This is a genomic window from Pseudomonas morbosilactucae (assembly GCF_023241665.1).
GTDB lineage: Bacteria > Pseudomonadota > Gammaproteobacteria > Pseudomonadales > Pseudomonadaceae > Aquipseudomonas > Aquipseudomonas morbosilactucae.
Genome location: NZ_JALQCX010000031.1, coordinates 21,413 through 35,363, shown reverse-complemented (window position 1 = coordinate 35,363; position 13,951 = coordinate 21,413). Strand labels below are relative to the sequence as shown.

1 protein-coding gene and 1 pseudogene (1 of these 2 only partly in view) are annotated in these 13,951 nt (G+C 67.6%); both read right to left on the bottom strand.

Going from position 1 to position 13,951, the window contains the following annotated elements:
• Positions 1 to 93 precede the first annotated feature (93 nt).
• Entirely contained in the window at positions 94 to 1,242 is a 1,149-nt protein-coding gene (macA, locus tag M1B35_RS16655) for a macrolide transporter subunit MacA (protein WP_268262542.1), read from the bottom strand.
• A gap of 129 nt (positions 1,243 to 1,371) precedes the next feature.
• Positions 1,372 to 13,951: pseudogene (locus tag M1B35_RS16650) on the bottom strand (amino acid adenylation domain-containing protein) (it continues 2,107 nt past the right edge of the window).

Below are 13,951 nucleotides of genomic sequence, written 5' to 3'. Positions count from 1 at the left end.
TCAGGTCGATCTCGTTGAGGGCGATATAGGCCTTGTCGCCGGCCATGAAACTGCGGGTGATGCCTTTGAGTTCCAACAATGGCTGGGTCATGGTCAGGCTCCCACCACAGCGGACACCGGATCGCCGATCACCACCGTGTCACCCTCCACCAGCCCGTCCTTGATCTCGACCTTGACGTTGTTGTTGATCCCGGCCTGCACACTGCGTTGCTGGGCATGGCCCTTGGCGTCCAGTACCCGCACCGGGAAGCTGCCGTCGGCATTGCGCGGGCCCAGGGCCGCCACCGGCACCATCAGCACCGCCTCGGCGGTGTCGAGCACAATGCGCACCTGGGCGGTCATGGCGATGCGCAGCCGGTGGTCCGGGTTGGGCACGTCGAACAGCGCGTTATAGAACACCGCGCTGCTCTGTTTCGACGTGCCGGCCGCTTGGGTGTCGAGGAAGTTCTGCGGTGCCGGTTCAGTGCCGCGCAGCTTGCCGTAGTAGCGTCGGTCTTCGCCGAGGATGGTGAAATACACCGCCTGCCCCGGGGTGATGTGGATCACATCGGCCTCCGAGACCTGGGCCTTGACGGTCATGGTGTCCAGGTCCGCCAGCTTGAGCAGCACCGGCGCCAGTTGCTGGGCGATCACGGTCTGGCCTTCCTGGGTGACGATGCCCACCACGTCGCCGTCGATGGGCGCGACGATCCGGGTGTAGGCCAGGTTGACCTTGGCCGTGTCGATCTGGATATGCGCACTCTTGATTTGCGCATCGAGGGACAGCAGGTTGGCCCGCTGCACCTCATAGTTGGACTCGGCGGTCTCGAAGTCCTGCCGGGAAATCGACGCATCGGACTGCAAGTCCTGGTAGCGCTCGTAAATCGACTTGGTCTGTTTGAGTTGGGCCGCCGTGGCCCGCCGCTGGGCCTGAAGGTTTTCCTCGTCGACCTGGGCCTGGCGCAAGGTGTTCTGCAGCACCAGGGGGTCGATTTCCGCCAGCCACTGGCCCTTCTTCACCTTGTCCCCGAGCTTGACCTTGAGCGACTTCAATTGCCCCGAGACCTGGGCCCCAACGTCCACTTGCTTGATGCCTTCCAGCAGCCCGGTGGCCAGCACGGCGTTTTCGATATCGCCGCGCTCGACCTTGGCCACCAGGTACTGCGGCGCCTCGGCCGGCGCCTGCACCGTGTAGACCACCAGCCCGACCGCCAGCAGCAGCGCCAGCCCCAGGCCTGCCTTGCGAAATTTCGACTTTTCCATAAATGCCCACACATGTATTGAGAGCGGACCCGGCCGCAGCCGGACCCTTGTGTAAGGAGCACCCTATTGCCGTCATGAGTGATGCTCCCGATCGATAAAACCGCGTTCAGTGCCTTTCCGCACAGCGCCTTACGACACCCCCTCGCCCACCGCCAGGGCCAGCCCTTCGTGCCACCAGGCCGCAAGGCTGAAGACGTCGGGTGCCTTGAGGATGCTGAAGTGGTTGCCGGGGCCATGCCACACCTGCAACGGGTCGGCGAACTGGCGCCAGCCATGGAGCATCGCCTCTTGCTCGCGCAGGTTGCCGGCGGCGTCCAGGGTCGGGTCTTCGGCCAGCACCAGGCGCACCGGCCCGCGGTACAACTGGCGTGGCTGATAGACCGTGCGCAACGCCGCGCCAAAGGTGCGCACCGTGCCGTAGATCGCCTCGGGGGTTGAGCGCGGCGACAACTGGCCGACCCGCACCATGCCCCCATGCAGCAAGCGCAGCTGGCTCACATCGTCGGCCGCGGCAAAGGCCACGGGGTCGATCCCCAGGGACTTGCCCGAGGCCAGTTGCAAGGCCTCGATCAAGCGTTCCATGACCGCCGTTGCCGTGTAGGGCCTGGCCACGCCACCGTTGCCCCCCGGCGCCTCGCTGTCGATCAGGGTCAGGGACGCCACCTGGCGCCCCCGGGCCTGCAGGCTCGCCGCCAAGGCATAGGCCACCCAGCCGCCAAAGGAATGGCCGACCAGGTGCACCGGCCCCTCCGGGCACACCTGCTGCAACGCCGACAAGGCATGCTCGGCGGCGCTTTCCACTTGGCTGTGGGGCGGCCATTGCCCGTCCAGGCCCCGGGGTTGCAAGCCGAACAGCGGCCAGTCAGGCCCCAGGGCATCGGTCAGGCCGATAAACCCGGTGACGCTGTCACCGGCCCCCGGCACACAGAAAATCGGGGTCTGCCCGGCACGCCCGGTCTGGATGTTCAACAACGGCTGGTGCGGCGCCATGGGTTCGGGCGCTGCAGCGGCCATGGCCGACGCAATGGCCTGGCCAAGGGCCTGGACGTGGGGCGCCTGCATCATGCTCAGGTGGTCCCCCGGCACATTCACAATCTGCAAGCGCGCGCCCAATACCTCGGCCCAGCCGAGGGACTCGCTGCGCCGCGCCAGTTCGGTGGGCCGCTCCTCGGCACAGAACAGGTGCACCGGCAACCCAATCGGATGCAGGGTGTAGTGGGCCATGGCGTGCCCGTGGGCCACTTCCCGTCCGAGGAAGCGTTCCAGGTCGCCGGCCGGCGTCTCCAGCAACGACGGGTTGAGCACCTGGCGTTCACGGCAGGCCTGGAGCAGCCCGGCAAAGTCGTGCAGCTCCAGCTCCTGTTCCAACTGGCGAACCCCGGCCAGGGCCGCCTCGCCGTCACGGCCCTGGAGCGTCCAGTAGCTCTCGCATTGCAGCAGCAAATGGCGCTTCTTGGCGTGAGGACCATTCCAGCGCGCCTTGCCCTGGTCGGTCAGGCGCGGCATGTAGCTGTCGATCAGGCCGAGGAACTGCACCACCTGGTCCTGCCCCTGCAATTGCAGGGCGATTTCATAGGCCAGCACCCCGCCAAACGACCACCCGGCGAGGCGGTACGGGCCCTCGGGCTGGACCGAGCGCATCAACCGCACCAAGCGTGCGGCCAGGCCTTCCATGGTCTGCAATTGCCCATGCTGCAAGGCCATCCCCGGCAAGCCGTAGATCGGGAAGTCCCCCGGGATATGCCGGCCCAGCACCGGAAAGTACAGGTCCATGCCGCTGAACTCGTGCACCAGGAACAACGGCGGCTGGCGGCCAGTGCCGCGCACTTCGATCAGGCTCTGCTGGTCCTCCAATGGCTGGGTGCGCTGGCCCAGCAAGGTCGCCAGCGACTCGATGCTGGCGTGCTGGAACAGCTCGGCCAGGGTCACTTTCAACCCGTCCTGCTGCATGCGATTCAGCAGGCGAATGGCCAACAGCGAGTGCCCGCCCAGCTCGAAAAAGCTGTCGTGGCGACCCACCTGTTCCACCTGCAAGACTTCGGCCCAGATCCGCGCCAGGGTCTGTTCCAGGGCCGTGGCCGGCGCCTCGTAGACGCGCCCGGCCAAGGCCTGCAGCTCCGGCGCCGGCAAGGCCTTACGGTCCAGCTTGCCGTTGGCGGTCAGCGGCAGGCGTTCGAGGCACACATAGGCCGCGGGCACCATGTAGTCCGGCAACTGGCTTTGCAGCTCAGCACGCAAGCGCTCGCTGTCCGGCGCCTCGGCCGTGGCCTGGCGGGTGTAGTACGCCACCAGGCGCTTGTCCCCCGGGCCGATCTCGCGCACCAGCACCGCAGCATCGCGCACTCCCGGGCACGCGGCCAGGCAGGTTTCGATTTCCCCCAGCTCAATGCGGAAACCGCGCAGTTTCACCTGGTCGTCGGTGCGGCCGATGCAGTCCAGTTGCCCCTCGCCCAACCAGCGACCCAGGTCGCCAGTGCGGTACATCAGGCGCCCCGGTTCCTCATCGAAGGGGTCGTGGACAAACTTCTCGGCAGTCAGCTCAGGGCGGTTCAGGTAGCCCAGGGCCACGCCTTCGCCGCCGATGTAGATCTCGCCCACGGCACCCACCGGCACCGGTTGCTGGCGCCGGTCCAACACGTAAATCCGCGTATTGCCAATCGGCCCGCCCACCACCACGCTCTCGGCGTCCGCCGCCAGCGTCCGGATTTCACCGGTGGTGGCAAAGGTGGTGGTTTCGGTCGGGCCGTAGCAATGCACCAGACGCAGCGCCGGGGCCTGTTCCAACAAGCGGCGGAACGCCCCCGGGTCGGCCCGTTCACCACCGCACAACAGCAGGCGCAAGCCCTTGAGGGCCTCGGGAATCAGCTGCACGTACTGGTTGAACAGCGAGGTGGTGAGAAACAGCACGGTCGCCCCCGAGTCCAACAGGGCCCGGCCAAACACCTCGGGTTCAAGCAAGGTGTGGTGGTCGATCACCAGCACTTGGCCGCCGTTGAGCAAGGCGCCCCAGACATCCATGGTGCTGGCGTCGAACGCCGGGTTGGAAACAAACGCCAGGCGGTCCTGGGGGTTGAAATCGGCGTAGCCGTTGTTGCGCACCAGCCGCACGATGGCCCGGTGCGGCACCAACACGCCTTTGGGGGTCCCGGTGGAACCGGAGGTGTACATGATGTAGGCCGCGGTTTCGGACGACTGCGGCAGTTGCGGATCATGGCTCGGCCCGGCATCCAGGCCAGCGTGCATCAGGCTCGACTGCGCCAGGTCCAGGCGCGGCACCGGGTGCTCCAGCGTCGGCTCGCCCTGGGTCAGCAACAGCACCGCCTGGCAATCGTCGAGCATAAAGCCCAGGCGCTCAGCCGGGGCGTTGATGTCCAGCGGCACATAGACCGCCGCGCACTTGCTGATCGCCAGTTGGCCGAGCAACAGCTCGAAGGAGCGCGGCAACAGCAACGCCACGTTGTCCCCCGGCTGCACACCCAGGTCGAGCAGGTGGTGCGCCAGTCGGTTGGCCCGCTGGTTGAGCTCGGCGTAACTCAGGGACTCGCTGCCGTGCACCGCCGCCACGGCTTGCGGGCGCAACTGCGCCTGGGCCTCAAACAGCCGGTGCACGGTCTGCTCCCGGGGGAAGTCGCGCGTGCTGGCGTTGAATTGCACCAACAGTTGCCGGCGCTCAGCCGTCGAGAGGATCGACAGGTGGCTGATGGCCCGCTCCGGCGCCTGCTCCAGGGCCTGCACCAGGTTCTCCAGCGCCGCGTGCATGTAGTCCGCCACCCGTTGCGCGCCGATGCCGCAGCCGGCCATCACGCTGAGCATGAAGTCATGGCCCAGGTCGTCCACGCTCAGGGTCAGCAGGTAGTTGCTGCGTTCCTCGGCCTTGAGTAAATGCATGCCCTGCCAGGCACCACTGGCCTCGGTCGAAGGCGCGCTACCGACGGCGCTGTGACGGTAGTTGAGCAAGGCGCTGAACAGCGGCGTCGGCGGTGCCACCCCGCTGCAGCGCTGGGCCAGGGCCAACGGCGCGTGCTCGTGGGCCAGCAGGCGGGCCAGCCGCGCATGGGTGGCCAGCAACGCGGTACGCACCCCTTGATCGCCGAGGTCGACCCGCAGCGGCAAGGTATTGATAAACACCCCCAGGGCCCGTTCGGCGCCCTCGCCGCCTTGCATCCGGCCAAACAGCACGGTGCCGAACACCGCATGGTCCTGGCCCGACACGGCACCCAATACCTGGGCCCAGGCCAAGTGCACCAGGCTCGCGGCACTCACCCCCAACTGCCGGGCCTGGGTGCGCAAGCGCTGGTTCAACGGTTCGCCCAACGCCTGCTGGGCCTCTTCGATGTCCCGACCGTCGCCCTGGACCTGGGCCAGGCCGAACGGCAGGGTCGGCTCGTCGATGTCGCCGAGCATCTCGCCAAAGAACGCCTCGTGTTCCTGCTCGCCCATTCCCAGGCGGGTCTGGGCCACGTAGTTACGGTAAGGCACTGCCGCGGCCAACTGGTCGGCCCGGTCCAGCAGGCAGGCCTGGACCTCCTGCTGCAACACCTCCAGGCCGACATGGTCCATGACCAGGTGATGGAACAGCAGCAAGGCCACCACCCGCTGCTGGGCCTTGTCCCAGGCGTGGTACAGGCGAATCAGCGGCGCCTGGGCCAGGTCCAGGCGGAAATGCCGGGGGTCGAAACGGGTCAGCAACTGCTCCAGCACATCGCCGCCACTGGCTCGCACCTGCACCGCTTCAACGTGCAGCGTGGCCTGGCGCAGCACCACTTGCACCGGTTCTTCGAGCCCGTCCCAGAACACCGCAGTGCGCAGAATGTCGTTGCGCTCGACCACCGCCTGCAAGGCTTGGGTAAAGGCCTCCAGGCGTTCAGGGCTGGCGAAGGCAAACTGCGCTTGCAGCAGGTAAGGGTCGCCCTGGGTGGACAGAATGTGGTGATAGAGGATCCCCGCCTGCAACGGCGCCAGGGGGTAGATGTCCTGCACGTTGCGCACGCCGCCGGGCACCTGGGCAACGACCTGGTCGATCGCGCCTTGCTCCAGGTCCAGCAGCGGCAAGCATTGCGGGGTAATGCGCGGGCAATCGCGGTCGATCAGGTTGGCCGGCACGTCAACCTCCTGGCCCTCGCCCACCGCAGCGGCCAGGGCCGCCAGGGTCGGTTGGCCGAACAGCACCCGCACATCCGCCGCCAGCCCGGCCCGACGCATGCGCCCGATCAGGTTGATCGCCAGCAGCGAGTGCCCGCCCAGCTCGAAGAAGTGGTCATGACGCCCGACCCGCTCCACGTTCAGCAGTTCGGCCCACAACCCCGCCAGCAGGGTTTCGGTGTCGCCGATGGGGGCTTCGTAAGGCCGCGCCTGCAGCGAACCCAGCCCCGGGGCCGGCAGGGCCTTGCGGTCGAGCTTGCCGTTGGGGCTCAGGGGCAGCGCCTCCAAATGCACAAACAGCGCCGGCACCATGTACTCCGGCAGGTGTTGCAGCAGGTGGCTGCGCAGTTGCTCGATGTCCAGCCCCTGGCCGCTGCCGTCGCCGGTGTAATAGGCCACCAGGCGTTTGTCTCCCGGCACGTCTTCACGGGCCAGCACCACCGCCTCCTTGATCCCGGGAAGCTGGGTCAGGCGCGCCTGGATTTCCCCCAGTTCGATGCGCAGGCCACGGATCTTCACCTGGTCATCGTTGCGCCCCAGGTACTCCAGGTTGCCATCGGCCAGGTAGCGCCCAACGTCGCCGGTGCGGTACATCCGCGCACCGGGTTCGGCACTGAACGGGTTGCGCACAAAGCGCTCGGCGTTCAGCTCTGGCCGGTTCAGGTAACCCCGCGCCACTTGCACCCCGGCGATATACAGCTCGCCGGTCACGCCCAGCGGCACCGGCTGCAGCTGCTCGTCGAGCAGGTACATGCCCGTGTTGGCGATGGGCTTGCCGATCGGCGTGTTGTCCGGGGTCGCATCCAGCGGCCCGCCACAGTGCCAGGCGGTGACGTCCACTGCGGCCTCGGTCGGGCCATAGAGGTTGTGCAGCTCGCAGCTCGGCAATTGCTGCTTGAAACGCCGCACCAGGCTGCCCGGCAGCGCCTCGCCACTGCAGACCACCCGCACCAGCGAGTGGCCGTCGGCGGCCTCGCCCTGGGCCAGGAACACATCGAGCATCGACGGCACAAAATGCACGGTGCTGATGCCTTCGGCCTGGATCACCCGACTCAGGTAGCTCGGGTCCTTGTGCCCGTCCGGGCGCGCCATCACCAGGCGCGCACCGGTCATCAGCGGCCAGAAGAATTCCCACACCGAGACGTCGAAGCTGAACGGGGTTTTCTGCAACACCGCGTCCGCCGCAGTCAGTCCGTAAGCCTGCTGCATCCACAGCAGGCGGTTGACCAGCGCCCGGTGCTCGTTCATCACGCCTTTGGGCTGCCCGGTGGAACCGGAGGTGTAGATCACGTACGCCAGGTGCTGCGGGCTGAGCCCGGCAACCGGCAGGTCGCTGGATGGCTGCGCGTCCCAGACCGGCTGGTCGAGGTCGATCAAAGGCGCGGCCACCGCACCCAGCAAGTGCCGGGTGGCGCCATGCAGCAGCACCGCCACCGGCGCGCTGTCGTCAAGCATGTAGGCGATGCGTTCCGCCGGGTAGCTCGGGTCGATCGGCACGTAACCGCCGCCGGCCTTGAGGATCGCCAGCAAGCCGATGACCATCTCCAGGCTGCGCTCGACGCAGATCGCTACGCGGGCATCCGGGCCCACGCCCTGCTCGCCCAGGTGACGAGCCAACTGGTTGGCCCGGGCATTGAGCTGGCGGTAGGTCAGGGCCTCGCCCTCCGACACCAGCGCCACGGCGTCTGGGCTGCGCTGCACCTGGGCTTCGAACAAGCCGTGAATGCTTTGCTCCAGGTCGAAGGCCTCGTGGGTCGCGTTGAACTGCACCAACAGTTGTTCGCGCTCCTGCCCATCCAGCAGCGGCACCTGCTCCAGCAGCCCCTGGTCATCGGCGACCATGGCCCGCAGCAGGCGCTCGAAATAGCCGGCGTAGCGCTGGACGGTGGCGGCGTCGAACAAGGCCGAGGCGTACACCAGGGAGCCGGCAATCTGCCCCTGGACCTCACCCAGGTTCAACGCCAGGTCGAACTTGGCGAAGGTCTCGCCACCGCCAAGCACTTCCAGTTGCAACTCATCCAGGGCCAGGGCCGTGCCCGGTTGCGCGTCCCAGGACAGCATGCTCTGGAACAGCGGGCTGTGGGCCAGGCTGCGCTGCGGCCGGGTGATTTCCACCACCTGCTCGAACGGCAGGTCCTGGTGATCCTGGGCTTCCAGCACCCGGGCCTTGACCTGGGCCAGCAGCCCGGCGACGTCCAGCCCCGCCGACACCTCGATGCGCAGGGCCAGGGTGTTGACGAACAGGCCGATCAGCCCTTCGACCTCGGCGCGCATGCGGTTGGCCACCGGCGAGCCGATCACCACGTCGGTTTGCCCGGCCAGGCGACTGAGCAAGGCGCCCCAGGCGGCCAGCAAGGTCATGTACAAGGTGGTGCCGTGACGTCGGCTCAGGGCCTTGAGCTCCAGGCTCAAGTCTGCATCCAGCCGCAGCTCGACGCTGCCCCCCGTGTAATCCTGCTGCGCCGGGCGTGGCCGGTCGCTGGGCACGCTGAGCAAGGCCGGGGCACCGGCCAGGGCCTGCTGCCAGTAGGCGCTTTGCTGTTGCAGGCGTTCACCGCTGAGCCAGCGTCGCTGCCACAGGGCAAAGTCGCTGTACTGCACCGCCAGCGGCGGCAACGGGTCGGCCTGGCCCTGGCTGAAGGCGGCATACAGCGCCATCAACTCACGGGTCAGCACGCCCATCGACCAACCATCGGCGACGCTGTGGTGCAGGGTCAGCAACAGCACATGGTGCTCGCGGCCCAGTTGCGCCAAGTGCCCGCGAATCAGCGGCCCGCGTGCCAGGTCGAACGGCTCGCTGGCCTCCTGTTGCACCAGGGCCTGCAAGGCTTCGGGTGCGGCCGTCAGGTCGTGGCGAGCGAGGTTCAACAGGCCCTCGGCCGCCGCCATCAGCACCTGGGGTTCATCGTCGATCTGCACAAAGCGGCTGCGCAACACCTGATGACGTTCAACGATGCGCTCCAGGGCCTGGATCAGCGCTGTCACGTGCAACGGCCCGCGCAACCCCAGGCCCAAGGGGATGTTGTAGGCACTGCCGACGCCCTCTATCTGCGCCAGGAACCACAGCCGCTGCTGGGCAAACGACAGCGGCCGTTTCTGCTCCCCGGTCGTCGCCAGAATCGGCGGCAGGCTGTCCGCCTGGGCCTGCTCCAGGGCCCGGGCCACGGCGGCCAGTTCCGGGTTGGCGAATAGCTCACCCAGGGCCAGTTCCAGGCCCAGTTGCGCCCGCACCTGGGACACCATGCGCATGGCCAGCAGCGAGTGGCCGCCGAGGTCAAAGAAGTGGTCGTGACGCCCCACCCGCTCCACCTGCAGCAGCGGTGCCCAGATCTGCGCCAGGCGGATTTCGACGGGGCCTTGGGGCGCTTCATAGTCGCGGCTGAGCAACGCCGTCAGGTCCGGTTTGGGCAAGGCCCGGCGGTCGAGCTTGCCGTTGGCGGTCAAGGGCAACGCGTCCATCCGTACATACGCCACCGGCACCATGTAGTCCGGCAACTGGGTCAGCAGGTGGGCGCGCAACTCGGCGGCCGCCACCTCGACGCCCGCCTCGGCCAGGGTGAAATAAGCCACCAGCCGGGTCTGCCCCGGTTCGTCCTCACGGGCCAGCAGCACCGCCTCCTGGACCCCGGGGTAACCGTTGAGGCGGGTTTCGATCTCGCCCAGCTCGATGCGCACGCCGCGGATTTTCACCTGGTCGTCATTGCGTCCCAGGTAGTCGATACGGCCGTCGGCCAGCCAGCGGGCCAGGTCGCCGCTGCGGTACATACGGGCGCCCGGCGTCTCGACGAAGGGGTCGTCGAGGAAGCGTTCGGCAGTCAGGTCCGGGCGGTGCAGATAACCCCGCGCCACCCCGGCACCGCCGATGTACAGCTCACCGGCCACACCGATCGGCACCGGCCGCAGCTGTTCGTCCAGCAGGTAGATACGGGTGTTGGCGATGGGCGTACCGATGTGCAGGGCCTGCCCGGCCTCGATACGACCCGAGGTCGCCACGACGGCGGCTTCGGTCGGCCCGTAGTTGTTGACCACGCTGAAGCGCTGTTCCTCGGCGAACTGCCGTAGGCGGTCACCGCCGATCAACAGGGTGCGCAAGGTCGGGTGACCCAACTGCTGGGCAAAGGCGTATTCGGCCACCGGGGTCGGCAGGAAGCTCAGGTCCAGGGGTTGCGCGCGCCACCAGTCCAGCAACGCATCGAGGTTGGCACTGCCCACGCCGGCCGGCGGCAGGTGCACCGTGGCGCCGACGCACAAGGCCGGCCAGATTTCCCAGGCCATGGCGTCAAAGCCGAAACCGGCAACGCTGCTGGTCTGGCTGCCCGGCCCTTGGGCGAAGGCCTGGTTATGCCAATCCACCAGATTGAGCAGGTTGTGGTGCTCCAGCATCACCCCTTTGGGCAGGCCGGTGGAGCCGGAGGTGTAGACCACATACACCAGGTGCTGGGCGTTCAACTCCGGCACGTCGGGGTTGTTCGACGGTTGCAGCCAGCGCTGGTCAACACTGATCAGCGGCGTCTCCACAGCGCCGAGCAGGCCGCGGGTGGCGTCCTCGACCAGCACCGCCACCGGCGCGCAATCCTCCAGCAGCCAGGCCAGACGCTGCGCTGGGTGATTCGGGTCCAGGGGCACATAGGCGCCACCGGCCTTGAGGATCGCCAGCAGGCCGATGACCATGCCCGGCCCGCGTTCAACGCAGATAGCCACCCGCGAATCCACCCCCACGCCCTGCTCGCGCAGGTGATGGGCCAGTTGGTTGGCCCGCTCGTTGAGTTCGCGATAACTCAGGCGCTGGTCGCCGGCTTGCACGGCCAGGGCATGGGGGGTGAGCCGCGCCTGGGCCTCGAAGCGCCCATGCAGGGTCTGCCCCCGGGGGAAGTCCACCGGCGCCGGGTTGAAGCCGTGCAACACCTGTTCCCGGGCCTGCGGGTCAAGCAGGCTGATGTGCTCCGGGGCCTGCTGGTCATTGGCGACCATGGCCTGCAACACCGCCTCGAAATACCCCAGGTAACGCTCGACCGTGGCGTGATCGAACAAGGCCGTGGCGTACACCAGAGACCCGCCGATCCGCCCTTCGCTCTGGCCCAGGGTCAGGCTCAGGTCGAACTTGGCGAAATGCTCGCCACCACTGACCGCCTCCAGTTGCAGGTCGCCCAGCACCAGGGCCGATCCCGAGCCGCTGTCCCAGGCCAGCATGTGCTGGAACAACGGGCTGTGGGACAGGCTGCGCTGGGGCCGGGTGACTTCCACCACTTGCTCGAACGGCAGGTCCTGATGGGCCTGGGCTTGCAGGGTCACGGCCTTGACCTGGGCCAGCAGGGCTTCGACGGTGTGCGCCGCCGAAACATCGATGCGCAGGGCCAGGGTATTGACGAACAGGCCGATCAAGCCTTCAACCTCGGCCCGGGTGCGGTTGGCCACCGGCGAGCCGATCACCAGGTCAGGCTGGCCGCTGAGCTTGCTCAGCAGCAGGCTCCAGCCCGCCAGCAGGGTCATGAACACGGTGCTGCCATGGCGCTGGCTCAGGGCTTGGAGCCCGGCACTCAGGCGTTCATCCAGGCACAGCTCGACACAGCCACCGGCGTAATCCTGCTGGGCCGGGCGTGGCCGGTCGCTGGGCAGCGACAACACGGCCGGGGCGCCGGCCAGGGCTTGTTGCCAGTAGGCACTTTGCTTGAGCAGCAACTCGCCGCTGAGCCAGCGCCGTTGCCACACGGCAAAGTCGCCGTACTGCAAGGCCAGCGCCGGCAGCGGGTCGTCCTGGCCCTGGCTGAAGGCCTGGTACAGCGCCACCAGTTCCCGGGTCAGCACGCCCATCGACCAGCCGTCGGCAACGATATGGTGCAAGGCCAGTAGCAGCACATGGTGCTCATCCGCCAGGCGCAGCAGTTGCCCTCGAATCAGCGGCCCCTGTTGCAGGTCAAAGGCCTGGGCGCTGTGGGCCCGCACCTGTTCCTGCAGCAGGTCCAGGGGCTGGCCGGCCAAGTCCTGGCACGGCAATGGGAAGCCGGCCTCGGTCGGGGTGATCTGCACCCAAGGCTCGTCGTTCTCCAGGGTGAAGCGGCTGCGCAGGCTGTCATGGCGTTCGACGATCCGCGCCAGGGCCCGTTGCAGGGCCACGGTATCCAGGCGACCCCGCAGGCCGAGCGCGATGGGAATGTTGTAGGCGCTTTCCACCCCTTTCAACTGGGCGATAAACCACAGCCGTTGCTGGGCAAACGACAGGGGCAACGGCTCGTCCCGCGGCACCGCCAGGATCGGTGGCAAGGCGCTGCGCCCCGCCTGGGCCAGCACCTGGGCCACGGCGGCCAGTTCGGGGTTGGCAAACAGCTCGCCCAGGGCCAGCTCCACCCCCAACTGCAGGCGCACCTGGGAGACCATGCGCATCGCCAGCAGGGAATGCCCGCCCAGCTCGAAAAAGTGATCGCCACGCCCCACGCGCTCGACCTGCAGCACCTCGGCCCAGATCTGCGCCAGGGTGGTTTCGAGTTCGCCCAGAGGCGCCTCGTAGGCGCGGCTGAAGGTCGCCGCCCGGTCGGGTTTTGGCAGGGCGCGCTGGTCCAGCTTGCCGTTGGCAGTCAGCGGCAAGCCGTCGAGTTTCACGTAGGCCACCGGCACCATGTAGTCCGGCAGGTGGGCCAGCAGTTGCTGGCGCAGCTCGGCCGGGGCCAAGGGTTCGACCTCTGCCTGTTCGGTGAAATAGGCCACCAGCCGGGGCTGGCCCGGTTCATCCTCACGGGCCACCACCACGGCTTCGCGAATGCCGGCCAGTTGGTTGAGGCGGTTTTCGATTTCCCCCAATTCAATGCGCAGGCCACGGATTTTCACCTGGTCGTCGTTGCGCCCCAGGTATTCCAGACTGCCGTCGGCGAGCCAGCGCGCCAGGTCGCCGCTGCGGTACATGCGCGCCTGGAGCTGATCGCTGAACGGGTCGTGCAGAAAACGCTCGGCGGTCAAATCGGCACGGTTGAGGTAGCCCCGAGCCACCCCGGCGCCGCCCACGTACAGCTCCCCCGCCACCCCCAGGGGCACCGGGCGTTGCTGCTCGTCCAGCAGGTAGACACGGGCATTGGCCATCGGCTTGCCGATGTGCAGCACCTGCCCGGCCTCGACCCGGCCCGAGGTCGCCACCACCGTGGCCTCGGTGGGGCCGTAGTTGTTGATCACCTCGAATGCCTGGGCCCTGGAGAAGTGCCGCAGGCGATCACCGCCGATCAACAGGGTGCGCAGGGTCGGGTGCTCAAGGTGCTGGCTGAAGGCGTACTCGGCCACCGGGGTCGGCAAAAAACTCACGTCCAGGGGCTGGGCGCGCCACCAGGCCAGCAGCGCGTCGAGGTCTTCAGTGCCGTCCTGGACAGGCGGCAAATGCAGGGTCGCCCCGGCACACAGCGCCGGCCAGATTTCCCAGGCCATGGCATCAAACCCGAAACCGGCCAGGCTCGAGGTATGGCGCCCCGGCCCCAGGTCAAAGGCCTGGTTGTGCCAGTCCACCAGGTTGCCCAGGGTCTGGTGCTCGACCATCACCCCCTTGGGCAGGCCGGTGGAACCGGAGGTGTAAATCACATAGGCCAAA

Excerpts from the sequence above, each read along its gene's own strand:
- macA (WP_268262542.1), bottom strand. The coding sequence starts at position 1,242 with ATGGAAAAGTCGAAATTTCGCAAGGCAGGCCTGGGGCTGGCGCTGCTG.